This window comes from Campylobacter sp. IFREMER_LSEM_CL2090, from assembly GCF_025771865.1.
Classification (GTDB): domain Bacteria; phylum Campylobacterota; class Campylobacteria; order Campylobacterales; family Campylobacteraceae; genus Campylobacter_D; species Campylobacter_D lari_D.
Window position 1 is genome coordinate 1 of record NZ_JAKMRA010000013.1, and the last position, 16,852, is coordinate 16,852.

The 16,852-nt window shown below is 30.6% G+C and carries 20 protein-coding genes; 4 read left to right on the plus strand and 16 right to left on the minus strand.

What is annotated here, in order from left to right; genetic code table 11:
• Positions 1–39 precede the first annotated feature (39 nt).
• From L8V85_RS07590 to L8V85_RS07605, 4 genes are all read right to left on the minus strand, one after another.
• Positions 40–399 carry a methyltransferase gene (locus L8V85_RS07590; protein ID WP_263737770.1) on the minus strand — a complete coding sequence of 120 codons (360 nt, stop codon included), beginning with the start codon at positions 397–399 and terminating at the stop codon, positions 40–42.
• Between the two features lie 124 nt (positions 400–523).
• On the minus strand, positions 524–727 hold the full coding sequence (locus L8V85_RS07595; protein ID WP_240387661.1) for a class I SAM-dependent methyltransferase: 204 nt from the start codon (positions 725–727) through the stop codon (positions 524–526).
• Between the two features lie 55 nt (positions 728–782).
• The gene (gene modB, locus L8V85_RS07600; protein ID WP_263662255.1) at positions 783–1,454 is read right to left on the minus strand and encodes a molybdate ABC transporter permease subunit; all 672 of its coding nucleotides are present in this window, start codon (positions 1,452–1,454) and stop codon (positions 783–785) included.
• A gap of 34 nt (positions 1,455–1,488) precedes the next feature.
• Positions 1,489–2,694: a saccharopine dehydrogenase family protein gene (locus L8V85_RS07605; protein ID WP_133319918.1), complete on the minus strand. Its 1,206-nt coding sequence runs from the start codon at positions 2,692–2,694 to the stop codon at positions 1,489–1,491.
• A 134-nt stretch (positions 2,695–2,828) separates the two neighbouring features.
• Between L8V85_RS07605 and putP the strand changes: the two genes are divergently transcribed.
• From putP to L8V85_RS07625, 4 genes are all read left to right on the plus strand, one after another.
• The gene (gene putP, locus L8V85_RS07610; protein WP_263737771.1) at positions 2,829–4,307 is read left to right on the plus strand and encodes a sodium/proline symporter PutP; all 1,479 of its coding nucleotides are present in this window, start codon (positions 2,829–2,831) and stop codon (positions 4,305–4,307) included.
• Position 4,308: 1 nt separating this feature from the next.
• The gene (locus L8V85_RS07615) at positions 4,309–5,280 is read left to right on the plus strand and encodes a putative transporter (protein ID WP_263737772.1); all 972 of its coding nucleotides are present in this window, start codon (positions 4,309–4,311) and stop codon (positions 5,278–5,280) included.
• An 87-nt stretch (positions 5,281–5,367) separates the two neighbouring features.
• Positions 5,368–6,738, plus strand: coding sequence for a hemolysin family protein (locus tag L8V85_RS07620; RefSeq protein WP_263737773.1), 1,371 nt, complete (start codon positions 5,368–5,370; stop codon positions 6,736–6,738).
• 68 nt (positions 6,739–6,806) lie between these two features.
• Positions 6,807–7,289, plus strand: a complete 483-nt coding sequence (locus tag L8V85_RS07625) for a pyridoxamine 5'-phosphate oxidase family protein (protein ID WP_263737774.1) — start codon at positions 6,807–6,809, stop codon at positions 7,287–7,289.
• A 32-nt stretch (positions 7,290–7,321) separates the two neighbouring features.
• On the opposite strand, the gene fusA is transcribed toward L8V85_RS07625, so the two are convergent.
• The 12 genes from fusA to L8V85_RS07675 form a co-directional block, all read right to left on the minus strand.
• A complete protein-coding gene (gene fusA / locus L8V85_RS07630; protein ID WP_263737775.1) occupies positions 7,322–9,397 on the minus strand; it encodes an elongation factor G in 2,076 nt (691 codons plus the stop codon).
• A gap of 12 nt (positions 9,398–9,409) precedes the next feature.
• Positions 9,410–9,880, minus strand: a complete 471-nt coding sequence (rpsG, locus tag L8V85_RS07635) for a 30S ribosomal protein S7 (protein ID WP_012661188.1) — start codon at positions 9,878–9,880, stop codon at positions 9,410–9,412.
• A 67-nt stretch (positions 9,881–9,947) separates the two neighbouring features.
• A complete protein-coding gene (gene rpsL / locus L8V85_RS07640; RefSeq protein WP_012661187.1) occupies positions 9,948–10,331 on the minus strand; it encodes a 30S ribosomal protein S12 in 384 nt (127 codons plus the stop codon).
• A gap of 70 nt (positions 10,332–10,401) precedes the next feature.
• Complete coding sequence (locus L8V85_RS08450) at positions 10,402–10,596, minus strand: CatA-like O-acetyltransferase (RefSeq protein ID WP_412175251.1); 195 nt, start codon at positions 10,594–10,596, stop codon at positions 10,402–10,404.
• Positions 10,589–10,900: a CatA-like O-acetyltransferase gene (locus L8V85_RS08455; protein WP_412175252.1), complete on the minus strand. Its 312-nt coding sequence runs from the start codon at positions 10,898–10,900 to the stop codon at positions 10,589–10,591. The genes L8V85_RS08450 and L8V85_RS08455 overlap by 8 nt, the downstream gene beginning before the upstream one ends.
• Entirely contained in the window at positions 10,858–11,004 is a 147-nt protein-coding gene (locus tag L8V85_RS07645) for a CatA-like O-acetyltransferase (protein WP_263737776.1), read from the minus strand. Before L8V85_RS07645 ends, L8V85_RS08455 begins: the two co-directional genes overlap by 43 nt.
• A gap of 64 nt (positions 11,005–11,068) precedes the next feature.
• Entirely contained in the window at positions 11,069–12,508 is a 1,440-nt protein-coding gene (aldA, locus tag L8V85_RS07650; protein WP_263737777.1) for an aldehyde dehydrogenase, read from the minus strand.
• A 13-nt stretch (positions 12,509–12,521) separates the two neighbouring features.
• The gene (locus L8V85_RS07655; protein WP_133319925.1) at positions 12,522–12,839 is read right to left on the minus strand and encodes an L-rhamnose mutarotase; all 318 of its coding nucleotides are present in this window, start codon (positions 12,837–12,839) and stop codon (positions 12,522–12,524) included.
• Positions 12,815–13,609 (minus strand): amidohydrolase family protein, encoded by a 795-nt coding sequence (locus L8V85_RS07660; RefSeq protein WP_263728937.1) that lies wholly within the window; start codon positions 13,607–13,609, stop codon positions 12,815–12,817. Before L8V85_RS07660 ends, L8V85_RS07655 begins: the two co-directional genes overlap by 25 nt.
• Positions 13,610–13,611: 2 nt before the next feature.
• Positions 13,612–14,856 carry an L-fucose:H+ symporter permease gene (gene fucP, locus L8V85_RS07665; protein ID WP_133319927.1) on the minus strand — a complete coding sequence of 415 codons (1,245 nt, stop codon included), beginning with the start codon at positions 14,854–14,856 and terminating at the stop codon, positions 13,612–13,614.
• A 15-nt stretch (positions 14,857–14,871) separates the two neighbouring features.
• The gene (locus L8V85_RS07670; protein ID WP_133319928.1) at positions 14,872–15,663 is read right to left on the minus strand and encodes an SDR family oxidoreductase; all 792 of its coding nucleotides are present in this window, start codon (positions 15,661–15,663) and stop codon (positions 14,872–14,874) included.
• A gap of 21 nt (positions 15,664–15,684) precedes the next feature.
• Positions 15,685–16,851 carry a UxaA family hydrolase gene (locus L8V85_RS07675; protein WP_263659893.1) on the minus strand — a complete coding sequence of 389 codons (1,167 nt, stop codon included), beginning with the start codon at positions 16,849–16,851 and terminating at the stop codon, positions 15,685–15,687.
• Position 16,852: the final 1 nt, after the last annotated feature.

Sequence of the window (16,852 nt, forward strand, 5' to 3'; positions counted from 1 at the left end):
GGGATGATAAAGACTTGATAAAGTCTTTATCATATAAAATTATTTTTTCCCTATATAAATAAAATGCTGTATACTTCCTTCAAAATTATATAAATTTATTAATTCATAATCTCCCCAAAATAATGGTTTAAAAGGTTTAAATTTTTCTTTTAATTCTTCAATCGTATTTGTAAAATTTATATAAGTAGATTCGCCATTTAATCTTGGACTAGATTTTACTTCCACTAAACCATTATCTTTAACATCTCCTGCAACAAATTCTTGATAAGCTTTAGAGCTAATCATTGTCGCGAAAATTATTGCTCCATCATTGCATAAATCATAAAATTCTTCAATAGTTTTTTGAAAGTCTTTGTTTGGCAGATAATATAAACTTTGATTTGCAAAAATAAAATCCATTTTTACATCAAATAAATTTTTAAAACTAGAATTTGGTGTAATAACATGAAAATTATTTTCATTTATCCCAGGATCTTTTTTCCAAGTATTTTTTAAACTAGGAACAATATCTATACCATAGGCATTAATACCCCCCCCCCGTTACATCTTGAAAATACTTAGAATGAACTCCATTTCCACAACCAAAATCAAGTAAATTTCCACTTGTTTTGTTTAATTTGTATTTTAAGATTCTCTCATAAAATCTTATAACATGTCCATCTGGATATTGTAAGCCATATCCTTCATTGTCATATTTTTTAGTATATCCTGATAGTGAATTATCCATCATTTCTCCTTTAAATTTAAGATATAAATTGATTATACAATAAAATAAGTCTTTGTTATTTATTTTTTAACAAATTTACACTTAACAAAACAACAAAACTAAAAATTAAAAGTATGAGACTATAAATATGAGCTGTGGCAAAATCTAAATTTTCCATACTTTCATATATAGCAATACTAGCTACTTTTGTTTCCCCGCTTAAAGAACCACCTATCATTAATACTATACCAAACTCGCCCATAGTATGTGCAAAACTTATTACTAAAGCGCTGAGTATAGCCGGTTTGATACTTGGTAAGATTACTTTAAAAAGTGTGATGAAAGAATTTTTTCCCAAAGAAAAACTTGCTTCTATAATATTTTTAGAAATTAAAGACATTGCATTATATAAAGGATTAAACATAAAAGGTAAAGAGTAAATGCAACTTGCTATTACCAAGCCTTCAAAAGTAAAAGCTAAAGTGATATTAAAATATTTTTCTAAAAATTCTCCAAAAAAAGAATATTTTGAAAATAAAATCAACAAGTAAAAACCAACAACAGATGGTGGTAAAACTAAAGGTAAGGTCATTATAGTTTCTAGAATTTTTTTTGCTCTAAATTGCTTAAAAGTAAAAACCCAAGCAAGAGGTATGCAAAAACAAAACAAAATTATACAAGTAATAATAGAAAGTTTTATGGAAACTAAAAAAGGCGTCCAATCTATACTTAATAATAATTGCGTCATTATAAAACTTTCTCAAGTCAAAAAAGACTTGAGATTATTTTCCTAAATTTGGCTCCATTTCTATAATTTTCCAAGGAAGTCCTTGAGTATTTAACTCATCCATGAAAGGTTTGGCGTCAAATTCTTCCATGTTAAACACACCTTTTCCTTGCCAAATTCCTTTAGCAATTAATTTCGTACCTATCATAGCAGGGACACCTGTAGTATAGCTTACAGCTTGTGCACCAGTTTCTTTAAAGCATTCTTCGTGATTACAAACATTGTAAATATAAACTTGCTTATCTTTTCCATTCTTTACACCACGGATTACACAACCTATATTAGTATAGCCTTTGGTGCGAGGGCCTAAACTAGCAGGATCAGGAAGCAAAGTTTTTAAAAATTCTATTGGTATTATCTCTCTACCTTGATGCATAACAGGTTTAATACCTAGCATACCAACATTTTCAAGACATTTCATATGAGTTAAATAACTTTGTCCAAAAGTCATAAAAAATCTTATTCTTTTTAGACCTTTGATATTTTTTACTAAACTTTCAAGCTCTTCATGATAAAGCAAATAACTATCCTTTACTCCTACTTCAGGATAATCCCACTCCATTTTTATTTCCATAGGTTCAGTTTCTATCCATTTTCCATTTTCCCAATAACGACCCTTAGCAGATACTTCTCTTAAATTTATCTCAGGGTTAAAATTAGTTGCAAAGGCATATCCATGATCACCTGCATTACAATCTAGTATATCAATATAATGAATTTCATCAAATAAATTTTGTTGCGCATAAGCACAAAATACATTAGTAACACCTGGATCAAAACCGCTTCCTAAAAGTCCTAAAATTCCTGCTTGTTTAAACTTATCATTTCTTAACCATTGTTCTTTATATTCAAATTTAGCTAAATCAGGATGTTCATAATTTGCAGTATCTACATAGTGAATATTAGTTTGAATACACGCATCCATTAAAGCAAGATCTTGATAAGGCAAAGCCACATTTAATAAAATTTCAGCTCCTGTTTTTTTGATAAGCTCTACAACAGCAGATGTGTCATCTGCATCTATTTGCTCAGTTTGAATTTCTATACCTAAACGCTCTTTTATAAAAGCTGCTATTTCATCACATTTACTTTTAGTTCTACTTGCTAGAGTTATTTTGCTAAAAACATCACTATTCATTGCACATTTTACAGTTGCAACGCGACTTACACCACCTGCACCTATAATTAAAAGATTTTTCATTAACTATCCTTAATTTTTTTGAAAATTGTAACAAAAAAACTTTATAAAGCATTGAAATAAAAAATAATTTTTATAATGTTTTTTTAAAATAAAACAAGTAAAATGATGATTTTTTAAATTTTTTAAGGACACTTATGAATTTACAAAGTGTGGAATTTTCTTATCCTATTATTATTACTTTTATTACCTATGCATTTTTAATGCTTTTTATAGGTTTTTATTTTTACAAAAAAAATCAAAATAGTAAAGATTATTTTGTTGGAAATGCATCAATGGGACCTGTAATATCTGCCTTAAGTGCAGGTGCTTCTGATATGAGTAGTTGGCTTTTAATGGCTTTTCCCGGTGCTTTATACGCAGCTGGATTGGGACAAATTTATATAGCCATAGGTTTAAGTTTTGGTATGTTTCTAAACTGGACCTTTGTTGCTAAAAGATTAAAGATTTTTTCTCAAATAGCCAAAGAATGTATTACAATTCCTGATTTTTTTGAAAGTCGCTTTCATGATGATAGACATATTTTAAGAAGTATTTGCGCGGTAGTTATTTTAGTATTTTTTACTATTTACATTAGTGCTGGATTAGTAAGTGGTGCTAAACTTTTTGAAAGTGTATTTAATTTGCCTTATATTTTTGCATTAAGTATTGGATTTTTAGTTATTGTTTTATATACTTTTTTAGGTGGCTATAAAGCCGTATGCTGGACTGATATGATACAAGGACTTTTAATGATGAGTTCATTAATCATCATTCCTTTTGTGATGATTTTTGAACTTGGCGGCTTTGGCGAAGCTTTTTCTACTATAAATGATGTAAAACCTCAAGCTTTTGGTTTAGATGGTGGTGGTTGGCTAGTGGTAGCATCAACTTTGGCCTGGGGACTTGGATATTTTGGCCAACCTCATATTTTAATTCGCTTTATTTCTATAAAAAATGTAAAAGAAATTCCTACTGCGACTTTTATAGGCATAACTTGGATGGTAATTTCTCTATTTGGTGCTACTATGATAGGATTTTTAGGTATTGCTTATATAGCTAAATTTGATCTTACTTTAAATGATCCTGAAAGAATATTTATTGTAATGTCTCAAGTGCTTTTTAACCCTTGGGTGGCGGGAATTTTACTCAGTGCAATTTTAGCAGCCATTATGAGTACTGCAAGTTCTCAATTGCTAGTATGCGCTTCTAGCTTGGTGCAAGATTTTTATACGCAAATTTTAAAAAGAAAAACAAATGATAAAAATATTACTTTGTTATCACGCTTAGGTGTTTTGATTGTAGCGTGTGTAGCTTTTACACTTTCACTTGATGCTCAAAGTCAAATTTTAAGCATAGTCTCTTATGCTTGGGCAGGTTTTGGAGCTAGTTTTGGAAGCGTTATTTTATTTTCTTTATTTTATAAAAATATGAGCAAAGAAGGTGCAATAGCTGGAATGGTTAGTGGGGCTTTAACTGTTGTATTTTATAAGCATTTTGGTTCAAATTTTATAGAAATTTATGAAATCATTCCTGGATTTTTAGTCGCAAGTTGTTTTATTATGATTTTTAGTATAATATTTAAAGCAAAAAAACACACAATAAAACATTATGAAAAAATGCTGAAAGAAATTTAAAATGTTTAAATCTTTTTTTTATTCTAAAAAATGGGCTTTATGGGCTTATTTGGGTTTGTTTTTTTTACTAGCTTCTTTACTTGCTCAAACTTCCATTAATGTTGCAATAAATGAATGGTATAAAGAATTTTACGATGTTTTACAAGATGCAAAAAATCATAGCATAAATGATTTTTATTATTTTATTAAACAATTTTTATATTTAGCACTGCCTTATGTATTAATCGCCACTATCACGCAATATTTTGGAAGCATATATGCTTTTAAATGGCGCGAGGCTATGACTTTTGATTATATTAAATTTTGGCAAAAAAAAGATGATAACATAGAAGGTAGTTCACAAAGAATTCAAGAAGATATCTATAATTTTTCAAAAATCATAGAAAGTTTAGGGTTGGCTTTTGTCAAAGCAATTATGACTTTAGTTGCTTTTGTGCCAATTTTATGGATGTTAAGTGCACATATTAATTTACCTATCTTAAAAGATATTAATGGCTCTTTAGTATGGATTGCATTTTTGGTTTCTTTAGGAGGTTTAGTTATATCATGGTTTGTAGGTATAAAACTACCTGGACTAGAATATAACAATCAAAAAGCCGAAGCTGCTTTTAGAAAAGAACTTGTTTTTGCTGAAGATGATAGAAAAAATTATGCAAGCGATGAAAGTATTTTAAGTTTATTTACCGGGCTTAAAATCAATTATAAAAGATTATTTTTACATTATGGGTATTTTAATATATGGCTTTATTTATTTGAGCAAATCATGGTTATAGTACCCTTTTTAATCATGGCTCCAAGTTTATTTTTAGGACTTATACAACTTGGAATTATCATACAAGTTGGTAATGCTTTTGACCAGGTTAGATCTTCATTTAGCATTTTTATTACCAACTGGACAACTATCACACAGCTTCGTAGTATTTACAAGCGTTTAGATGAATTTGAAAAAAATATAGAATATAGAAAACATTAAATTAATTTAAAATATATCATTATTTTTAAGCTAATTTTATAGTTTTGATTTGATATAATTTTGCGAAATTTTATTAAAGGAGTTTTTTTGGACCCCAGTCAATCTTTAGACTTAAATCAAACACTACCTACTGTTGCCTCTATTGATATAGGCTATTCTACTTTTATGATTCTTGTTGCATTAGCTTTAGTGCTTTTAAATGGATTTTTTGTTTTATCTGAATTTGCTATTGTTAAAGTGCGTAGATCAAAACTTGAAGAAATGGTAAAAGAGAAAAAACGCAATGCAAAAAAAGCTTTGGAAGTCACTTCAAAACTAGATACTTATTTAAGTGCTTGCCAACTTGGTATTACGCTAAGCTCTCTTGCTCTTGGTTGGATAGGCGAACCTGCTATTGCTAAAATTCTTGAAGTTCCTCTAGCAAATTTAGGTTTAGCTCCAGCATTAATCCATACCATAGCATTTATTATTGCTTTTGCTATTATCACATTATTGCATGTTGTGCTAGGCGAGTTGGTCCCAAAAAGCATTGCTATAGCCATTGCAGATAGAGCTGTTTTATGGGTTGCAAGACCATTGCATTTATTTTGGTTACTTTTCTTACCTTTCATTAAAACATTTGACTTTTTAGCTGCAGTTTCTTTAAAAATTATAGGTATAAAACCTGCCAAAGAACACGAATTAAGTCACTCTGAAGAAGAGATTAAATTTATTGCGAGTGAAAGCCAAAAAGGTGGGGTTTTGGATGAATTTGAAACTGAAATCATACGCAATGCTGTCGATTTTTCAGATACAGTAGCAAAAGAAATCATGACACCTAGAAAAGATATGATTTGTCTTAATAAACAAAAAAGCTATGAAGAAAATATGCAAATAGTTTGTCAGTATAAACATACACGCTTTCCATACATAGATGGTTCTAAAGATATCATTTTAGGTATGGTGCATATTAGAGACATTATGCAAAATGAACTTAGCAAAGATAAGAAAAATTTAGATGATTTTCTAATCAAAATGATCCTAGTTCCAGAAAATATCAGCATATCTAAAGTTCTTTTCATGATGAATAAAGAACAAGTACATACAGCATTAGTAGTAGATGAATATGGCGGAACTGCTGGTCTTTTAACTATGGAAGATATTATGGAAGAAATTGTTGGTGATATTAACGATGAGCATGATGATTCTAGTCCACATTTTAAAAAGCTTGCAGAAAATATCTATGAATTTCAAGGAAGATATGAAATTAGCGAAGTAGAAGAAATGCTTGATATACGCTTTAATGAAGAATTAGAACAAGTCACTATAGGTGGATATGTTTTCAATCTTTTAGGACGCTTACCGGTGGTTGGAGATAGAATAGAAGATGAATTTTGCTACTACGAAGTCAAAAAGATGGATGGAAATAGCATAGAACGCATTAAAGTTGTACGCAAAAATACTAATGAAGAAGAGTAGCAAACTCTTCTTTTTACTTTTCTATAACACTCAAATCTTATTCATTTTAACTTACAAGGAAAATTTTTATGCAACTACATGATGAAATTAATCAATTTATACAAGAATGCAAAAGCATTATGATATCGTCCTTAAATTTAAATAATCAAACCATATGTTCATATACTCCTATTATAAAAAACAAAAATGACTTTTATATTTATATTAGTGAAATTGCCGAACACTTTGAAGGAGTAAAATACAATAATCAAAACATAGAAATTATGTTTATAGAAGATGAAAAAGATTGCATATCAATCTTTGCAAGAAAAAGGCTTAAATTTAGAGTAGAGAGTGTAGAAATAACAAGAGATAATCAGCTATTTGAACAAGTATTAAATACTTATGAAAATGAAAACAATAAAGAAATAATCCAAGTCATTAAAAATATGCAAGATTTTCATTTATTTCAACTTATACTGAAAAATGGAAGATATGTTAAAGATTTTGGAAAAGCATATGAAATTAATGAAGGAACAATTAATTTAATTAATTCAAAAGGACATAAATAATTCAAGATGAGCTTTTTGCCCATCTTGATAGATTAACCATTTCTTTTTTTGATAATTTCTTCAGAAACATTTTTTGGAACTTCATCATAGTGATCAAATTCCATAGAATAAGTAGCACGGCCTTGAGTTTGACTTCTAAGATCGGTTGAGTAGCCGAACATCTCAGCCAAAGGACAAAATGCTGTAATAATTTTATTACCACCTCTTTCATCCATTGAATTTACTTGACCACGGCGTTTATTTAAATCACCAATAACATCACCCATGTATTCTTCTGGAGTTTCAACTTCAACTTTCATCATAGGTTCTAAGATTACTGCACCTGCTTTTCTAGCACCTTCTTTAAAGCCCATAGAAGCTGCAAGTTTAAATGCCATTTCAGAAGAATCCACTTCATGGTAACTTCCATCATAAACAGTTACTTTAACATCTTCAACAGGATATCCCGCTAAAACACCATTTTGTAATGCCTCTTGAACACCTTTATCAACTGCTGGAATATATTCTTTTGGAATTACCCCACCTTTGATATCATTTACAAATTCATATCCACTACCTGGTTCAAGTGGCTCAAGTCTTAAGAATACATGACCATATTGTCCACGACCACCTGATTGTTTAGCGTATTTGTATTCTTGCTCAACTGTTTTTCTAATAGTTTCACGGTAAGCAACTTGAGGTTGACCAACTTCTGCTTCAACTTTAAATTCACGAAGCATTCTATCAACGATAATTTCTAAGTGAAGCTCGCCCATACCTGAAATGATAGTTTGACCACTTTCTTCATCTGTTGAAACTCTAAAGCTTGGATCTTCTTGAGCTAATTTATTTAAAGCAATAGACATTTTTTCTTGATCTGCTTTTGTTTTAGGCTCAACAGCAACTGAAATAACAGGATCTGGAAAATCCATTCTCTCTAAAATAACCTTATCTTTTTCACTTGCTAAAGTATCACCGGTTAGTGTGTCTTTAAGTCCAACAACCGCTCCGATTTCTCCTGCATATAAAGTTTTAATTTCTTCTCTTTTATTAGAGTGCATTTTCAAAAGACGACCGATTCTTTCTTTTTTATCTTTTGTTGAGTTGTATGCATAAGAACCACTTTCTAAACTTCCTCTATACACACGAACGAAAGTTAATTGTCCAACAAAAGGATCAGTCATAATTTTAAATGCTAGGCCTGCAAACTCACCATCATCAGTTGATTTTACAGAAACTTCTGCACCGTCTTCATATTCACCTTTAATATTAGCAACTTCATCAGGAGCTGGTAAATAAGCAACAACAGCATCAAGTAATGGCTGAACACCTTTATTTTTAAAAGCTGTACCACAAAGCATAGGAACCATAGAAAGACTTAAACATCCTGCTTTAATACCTGCTTTAATTTCTTCTTGAGTAAGCTCTTCACCACCTAGGTATTTTTCCATTAATTCATCGCTTGTTTCAGAAACTGCTTCTATCATTTTTGTGCGATATTCTTCAGCCTTTTCTTTAAGTTCAGCTGGAATTTCTTTTTCTACATAATCAGTTGGTTTATTTTCATCTTCCCATACCAAAGCTTTCATGGTAATAAGATCAATTACACCTTTGAAATTATCTTCAGCACCGATTGGAATTTGAAGTGGAACTGGGTTGCCTTTCAAACGATTTTTGATTTGTTCTTCAACATTAAAGAAATTTGCACCAATTCTGTCCATTTTATTTACAAAAACAATTCTTGGAACACCGTATTTATTAGCTTGTCTCCATACAGTTTCTGATTGTGGTTGAACTCCACCTACTGAACAAAACACCGCAACTGCGCCATCTAAAACACGCATTGATCTTTCAACTTCGATTGTAAAGTCAACGTGGCCTGGAGTGTCTATAAGGTTAATTTGATGGTTTTTCCAAAAACAAGTTGTAGCAGCAGAAGTAATTGTGATACCTCTTTCTTTTTCTTGCTCCATCCAGTCCATTGTAGCTGCACCATCATGCACCTCACCAATTTTATGGCTCATACCTGTAAAGAAAAGAATTCTCTCACTAGTAGTTGTTTTACCTGCATCAATATGAGCTGCGATACCTATATTTCTAACTCTTTTTAAAGGAGTACTTCTTGACATATTTTACTCCTCTTACCAGCGATAATGAGCAAATGCTTTATTAGCTTCTGCCATTTTATAAGTATCTTCTTTCTTCTTGAATGAAGCACCTTTGCTATTAGCTGCATCTAATAATTCTGCTGCTAATTTTTCTATCATAGTTCTTTCGCTTCTTTTTCTAGCAAAAGAAATAATCCATCTTATAGCTAAAGCTTGTTGTCTAGCTGGGCGTACTTCTACTGGCACTTGATAAGTAGCACCACCAACACGACGAGATTTAACTTCTAATAAAGGCTTAATATTTTCAATAGCATCATTAAAAATTTCTATACCTTTTTTTTCTCCACCTTTTTTATCGATAGCTTCTAAAGCACCATACATAATAGTCGTAGCTGTGCTTTTTTTACCATCATACATTAAAGAATTAATGAATTTTGTGATTACTTTGTTTCCATAAATCGGATCTGGCAAGACTTCTCTTACCGGAGCTTTTCTTCTTCTCATAATTTTCCTTCAAATTTATAATTTTACTCAAACAAAATCAAATCTAACGGATTTGTCTGCAATTTTATTACTTAGCTGCTGCTTTAGGGCGTTTCGCACCATATTTAGAACGAGAAACGGTTCTTTTTGCAACACCTGCAGTATCTAAGGCACCGCGAACAATGTGATACTTAACACCTGGTAAGTCTTTTACCCTACCACCACGCACTAAAACAATGCTGTGTTCTTGTAGGTTATGACCTTCACCACCGATATAACTAATAACTTCAAAGCCACTTGTAAGTCTTACTTTGGCAACTTTTCTTAATGCTGAGTTTGGTTTTTTAGGGGTTGTTGTATAAACCCTAGTGCAAACTCCCCTTCTTTGTGGACAATTTTTAAGCGCTGGAGATTTAGATTTCTCTAAAACTTTTTTGCGCTCTTTTCTAACCAATTGATTTATGGTAGGCACAATAATTCCTTTCTTTAAAAAATGTAATAAACTTTGGATAATATCTAAATTTTACTTACAAAAATATAAACTAAAAACAATTTAAATCTTTTTGCAAATTTTCTAAAAACAAACTCACATGATAAGCATCGGTGCTTGCGTGATTTACATTAATACTTAGTGGAATAAAACATTGATTTTTTTCCTCGATAATTTTCCCACTTGTAAGAATAGGAAAAAAATAATTTTCTTTTTTAGGTAAATGTAAAGAGAAATTCTCAAAAATTTATCCAAGGGATTGCTGAAATATTAAAAGAATTTTTAATATTCTCTTTTACAAACATAGTGTTTTCTTTAATGAGTTGTTTATCTTGCTCGAAATTATGTAAAAAGTTTTGAAAATCTTCATTAAATTCAGTCCATAAAACACAAAAAGTCTTTGATTTTTCGCAAAAAGCGGTATAACTTGGATGGATAATATCAAAACAAATTAATTTATCATCCTCTAAGTATAATTTAAATTCAGGTATTAAATTAACATTTTTACTTAAAAAATAGATAAAACTACCATAATAACAAAAGAGTAAAATTTACTAATATCTAATTTAACATTTAATTCAAAAGAGCAGGGAAATTTAGTATAAAATTCAAAATGCTCTTTTCTTGAGTAAGTTTTTAAATCTATAATCTTCAAATTATTATCCTTTAAATTTAAAGATTACAGCAAATCCTATCTAAAAAAATAGATAGGATTGAAATCATTGTTTGTTGGTATTGTATTGTAAATAAACCACATGGGTAGCTAAATACTCTTCAAGACCATGTTTTCCATCAGCTCCACCTATGCCACTTTTTCTAAAACCTGCATGAAATCCTTGCATTGCTTCAAAATTTTCACGGTTAATATAAGTTTCACCAAATTTTATTTCTCTACTAGCTCTCATTGCTATATCTAAATTTTGCGTATAAATAGAACTTGTCAGTCCATATTCACAATCATTTGCCATATCAATTGCCTCATCAAGTGTATCAAATTTAGTAATTGGTAAAATCGGAGCAAAAATTTCTTTTTGCATGATCTCATCTTCATGCTTAACATTTGTAAGAACGCTTGCAGGAAAATAATATCCGCTTGTATCGGTGATTTTTCCACCGCATTCTACAACTGCTCCTTTATTCGTAGCTCTCTCAAGCATTGCTAAAGCATTATCAACCCCTGCTTGATTGACAAGCGGACCCATATCAAAATCGCCTTTCAAAGTGTTTCCAACACTTACTTTACTCATGGCTTTTACAAATTTATCTACAAATTCATCATAAACACTTGTATGCACATAAGCTCTTTCGGCACAATTGCAAACTTGTCCGTTATTGCAAATTCTACTTGCCTTAATCGCTTCTACCGCTAAATCAATATCTGCATCTTTACACACTATAGCCGGTGCCTTCCCGCCAAGTTCTAGAGAAACCTTAATGATATTTTTAGCTGCAGCTTCCATCACTCTAGTTCCTGCTTCAACACTCCCTGTAAGACTTACCATACCTATGTTTTCATTACTTGATAATTCATGTCCTACCACACTACCCTTACCTGCAACTAAATTAAATACACCTTTTGGTAAAGAACTTTGCGAGACAAGCTTTGCAAATTCAAAAGCATTATTTGGAGTTTCACTGCTTGGTTTTATAACAATGGTGTTACCTGTTAGTAAAGCAGGCGCCATCTTTCTTGCGATTAGAAAAAATGGAAAATTCCAAGGTAAAATTCCACCAATTACACCAATGGCACTTTTATATAAATATATATGCTCATTAGCTCTATCACTTTGTATAATTTCGCCTTCATACCTTCTAGCCCATTCAGCAGTATAATCCATATAATCTGCCGTAGAATTAATCTCTACACTAGCTAAAGCTCTAGTTTTTCCTTGCTCTTGCATTAAAATTTCTGTTAAAAAATTAGCATTTTTGCGTATTAAACTAGCTATTTCTCTTAAATGATTTGCTCTTTCAATCGCTGGTTTAGCTTCCCAATTTTTTTGTGCCTTTTTAGCTACTTCAATTGCTCTTTGTGTATCTTCCAAAGAAGCACTTGCTACTCTTGATATTACTTCTTTGGTAGCGGGATTTAAAACTTCTATAAATTCGCCATTGTGTGGGATAAATTCGCCATCAATATAATTTAAATAAGTTGTCATTTTTTCTCCTTTTTTAATCTAAATGAAATACTTCTTCCATATTTAGCCACTTTTGTCCTGCATGAGCTAAAGATATTTGGCAGGGATCTGTAACTTTCCACCATTGTTGTGTATTTTTATCTTTTGCCATCTTAGCCATATCTGCATCAAAATCAACACCTGTATATTCAAAATATGCAAACAAATATTCTCCAAATAAATAAATAGAATAATTTTGTATATTACATTCTTTAATCATCTCACAAACACCTTTATAAGGCTTTGCATGAAGATCTTTATACTCTTGTATTTTTTCCTTTTTAATTTTTATAATTTGACCATATCTTTGCACCTATCCTCCTTATAAATTGATAAAGCATTTTTATAAAATATCTTGTCCAAATCTTTAAAAATATTTCCTTCTATGATAAATTTAGCCCATTTAGCTGGAGCTATTTTTGCCACAGGATAATTACTACCAAATATAAATTTATCTTCACTAAAAACATTCTTTAAAAATGAAAAACATTGAGATATAAAATCTCTATGAATTTTTATCGTAAAATCATCTGGTACGGAAATTTTTATCCATAAATTTGGGAAATCTTTTAATTTATGTAATATTTTTTTATATTCATCAAAATAGTTAATTTTAGGACTGCCCATATGATTTAAAACTACTTTTAAATTAGGATTATCAAATAAAAACTTTTCCAATATCCAAAGCTCTTCGTTTTTCATGCAAGCTTCAAAAGGTATATTAAAAACATTTAGAAGTTCTAATTTTTCTTTAAAATCTGCTTCAAATAGTCTCTTAGCACCCTTTTTACTAGTATGCATTACCTCTCTAAAAGCACATAAGTGTTCTTTGTACTTTAAATCAGCTAAACAAACAAAAAGACCATGTTCTTGTTTTTGCTTTAATGCAAATAAAGCTTCTTTTTCCAAATCATCACTATTTGTTTCAACATACATCGCACCTAAAAAATCAAATTCTTTATACTCATTTTTTACCCTTAAAAAATCATAATTTTGTTCCAATCTATTATTACCTTTTATCCACGAAATAGGCATTTTACTTAAATCCCAAAGATGCAAATGAGAATCAAAAATTTTTTGCATTTTTAAGCCTTTATTTTAGAACCAAAAAAACCATACCATGATACATATAAAAATAATGGGGCCATAGCCAAATATCCCATGCTTGTTCCAAAATAATCATTAATTAAACCCATGATAATAGGCATAATAGCACCACCAACTATACTCATAACAAGTAAAGAACCACCTAATTTCACTTGATTAAAAGGAAGATTTTTTGTTGCAACTGCAAAAATAGTAGGAAAAGAAATGGACATAAAGAAAAATAATGCAATTAAAATAACTATACTAATAAATCCGCTAGCAAAATACAAGCATACACATAAAATCACATTAATAAAAGAATACCATCCTAAAATAGTCTCACCTTTAATTTTCTTCATCAAAGGCGTAGAAAGAATACGACCTAACATAAAAGCAATTAAAGCTATCGAAAAATAATAAGCCCCTTGTTCATCTTTTAGATTTTCATTATGCTCACTAAGATAATTTATAAAAAAAGCTCCTGCACTAACTTGATTTGCTATATACAAAAATTGTGCTAGCAATCCAAAATTAAAATGTTTATGCTTAAAAACTCCAATAGGTTTTGAGGTATCTTTTTGTTCATAATCACTACTTACTGCCGATCCTTCCGGAATTTTATTCAATGCAAAAGCAATCAAGATCAAAATAACAATTGCCGCAATACCAACATACACTAACTGGACATTACCCATATTAGCAAGTAATGCAGCTTCTATTTGTTCTTTACTTGCACCTTCTTCTTGTTTTGTAATAGATAAAAACAAAGCTCCACCTATGATAGGTCCTAAAAATTGACCCAAACCATTAAAACTTTGAGCAGCATTAATTCTAAAACTAGCATTTTTCTCATCACCAAGTTTTACCATATAAGGATTAGCACTAGTTTCCAAAGAACCAATACCGCAAGCTAAAATAAAAAAAGCAAATAAAAATAAGTAAAAATTAGCTAAATTTGTAGCTGGAATAATCAATAAACAACCTATTGCATACAAGATTAACCCAAAAATAATACCAATTTTATAAGAGTATTTATTTGCTATATATCCAGCAGGTAATGCTATGATAAAATAAGCACCAAAATAAGCGAGTTGCAAAAATCCACTTTCATGTTGAGTGATATGTAAATGATTTTGAAAATTCTTATTCATCACATCAATCAGTCCATAACTAACTCCCCATAAAAAGAAAAGAGAAGTTACTAAAATAATTGCTATTTTTATATTTTTAGAGTTATTTAACATATATCCTCCTTGTTATTAAATTTCATCCCAATTTAGAGCTCTATCTAAATGGATATATCCACCATCAGGAGTTAAAATTTGTCCTGTTGTGTGTGAAGCAAGAGGGCTTAGTGTAAAAACTGCTGTGTTTGCTATTTCTTCTATAGTTGTAAAACGATGACCTAATGGTATGCATTTTGCTATTTTTTCATATTGAGCTTTTGGATTTGGAAAATTTGACAACCATTTTTCATAAAGAGGAGTCATAACTTCAGCCGGTGCTATAGCATTAACTCTAATATTATCTTTTGCAAAAGCGCAAGCCCATTCTCTTGTAAAACCTATTTGAGCAGCTTTTGCTGAAGCATAAGCTGAAGTTCTACCTTGTCCTGTTAAGCCGGTTTTACTTGTGATATTTAATATACTTCCTTGTTGCTTTTTAATATATGGTAAGCATTCTTTAGTCATAGTATAATAATGAAAAAGATTATTTTCATAAGATTTAATTAATTCTTCAGTTGTAGCATCTTCTATATGTAAATTATCATTTGCTCCAGCATTATTAACCAAAGCATAAATTCCACCATATATATTAACAACACTTTTAACAAGTGTTGAAATTTGTTCTGTATTTTTTAAATCTATTTGATAAAATCCATAATTTCCACAAATGTCTTTTAGCTCATCATCTTTTTCTTTAGAAATTTCACTTCTTGAAAAAATAATTGGAATCCCACCTTCTAAAGCCCATAATTTAGCAATACCATAACCAATCCCTTTAGCACCACCTGTGATGATACAAATTTTGTTTTTAATTTTTAAATCCATAATATATCCTTTTTTATTAATTTAGCAAGTTGTAGCAAGTCTCCAAACTGAAAAATCATTTTGTTCATTTAACTCTGCCTTTACCAATTCTCCATTTGAAATTCTTATGATCAAATCTATAAGCTCATCACGCACTTCTTCTTTTGTCTTAATCCCATCTATAATACTTCCTGCGTTAATATCAATAGCATCATTCATATTTTCATAACAAAAAGTATTAGAACTCATTTTAATAGTAGGCACAATAGCTGAACCTGTAGGAGTACCACGACCTGTAGTAAAAACACAAATATTTGCTCCACCTGCCACCATAGCGCTAAGTTGTTCTATATCATTACCTGGCGTATTCATAAAAGTAAGTCCTTTGGAAATTACAGGTTTAGCATAATCAATCACATCTATTAAAGTTCTAGTACCTGCTTTATAAACACAACCTAAAGACTTTTCTTCTATAGTGCTAAGCCCACCTGCAATATTTCCCGGACTAGGATTTGCTCCGCGTATATCAGCATGAAAAGATTTAACTAAATTCTCATAGCCTAAAATCTTATCATATACCTTTTTAGCTACTTCATCATTTTTTGCTCTCTTAGCAAGTATGGCTTCACACCCTATAAGCTCTGTAGTTTCTGCTAAAATTACTGCACCACCTTCATCAATTACAAAATCACTTAAACTTCCTAAAGCAGGATTGGCACTAAGACCGCTATAACTATCGCTACCACCACATTCTGTGCCTAAAATCAAATCACTAAAATCGCCATCTGTTTTTTCCAATTTTGCAGCATTTTCAAGCATTTGATTTACTATTTTAACACCCTTTTCTATGGTATTTTTACTACCACCGCACTCTTGTATTACTAAATATTCAACCATCTTATAAGGTGTCACTTCTTTTATTTTTTCAGCTACTATTTTCGCTTGTATTACCTCACAACCAAGTCCTACAATTAAAACACCAAAAACATTAGCATTACTCCCATGGCCTATTAAAACATCTCTAGTTTGTAAAGCATCAAATTCGAGTTGAGAACAGCCATGTTGATGATTAATATATACTGCCCCATTGCATTTTTTGGCTATATTTTCGCACACCTTATTAGCACAATGCACGCTTGGTATAATAATGACTTTATTTCTCAAGCCAAATTTTCCATCTTCTCTTCTATAACCCATTATCTTTTTCATA

Coding starts and splice junctions, on each gene's coding strand:
- fusA (WP_263737775.1), bottom strand. CDS start 9,397: ATGTCAAGAAGTACTCCTTTAAAAAGAGTTAGAAATATAGGTATCGCA.
- modB (WP_263662255.1), bottom strand. CDS start 1,454: ATGACGCAATTATTATTAAGTATAGATTGGACGCCTTTTTTAGTTTCC.
- L8V85_RS07675 (WP_263659893.1), bottom strand. CDS start 16,851: ATGAAAAAGATAATGGGTTATAGAAGAGAAGATGGAAAATTTGGCTTG.
- L8V85_RS07670 (WP_133319928.1), bottom strand. CDS start 15,663: ATGGATTTAAAAATTAAAAACAAAATTTGTATCATCACAGGTGGTGCT.
- rpsG (WP_012661188.1), bottom strand. CDS start 9,880: ATGAGAAGAAGAAAAGCTCCGGTAAGAGAAGTCTTGCCAGATCCGATT.
- L8V85_RS07625 (WP_263737774.1), top strand. CDS start 6,807: ATGCAACTACATGATGAAATTAATCAATTTATACAAGAATGCAAAAGC.
- L8V85_RS07605 (WP_133319918.1), bottom strand. CDS start 2,694: ATGAAAAATCTTTTAATTATAGGTGCAGGTGGTGTAAGTCGCGTTGCA.
- L8V85_RS07595 (WP_240387661.1), bottom strand. CDS start 727: ATGGATAATTCACTATCAGGATATACTAAAAAATATGACAATGAAGGA.
- putP (WP_263737771.1), top strand. CDS start 2,829: ATGAATTTACAAAGTGTGGAATTTTCTTATCCTATTATTATTACTTTT.
- fucP (WP_133319927.1), bottom strand. CDS start 14,856: ATGTTAAATAACTCTAAAAATATAAAAATAGCAATTATTTTAGTAACT.
- L8V85_RS07615 (WP_263737772.1), top strand. CDS start 4,309: ATGTTTAAATCTTTTTTTTATTCTAAAAAATGGGCTTTATGGGCTTAT.
- aldA (WP_263737777.1), bottom strand. CDS start 12,508: ATGACAACTTATTTAAATTATATTGATGGCGAATTTATCCCACACAAT.
- L8V85_RS07660 (WP_263728937.1), bottom strand. CDS start 13,609: ATGCAAAAAATTTTTGATTCTCATTTGCATCTTTGGGATTTAAGTAAA.
- L8V85_RS07590 (WP_263737770.1), bottom strand. CDS start 399: ATGGATTTTATTTTTGCAAATCAAAGTTTATATTATCTGCCAAACAAA.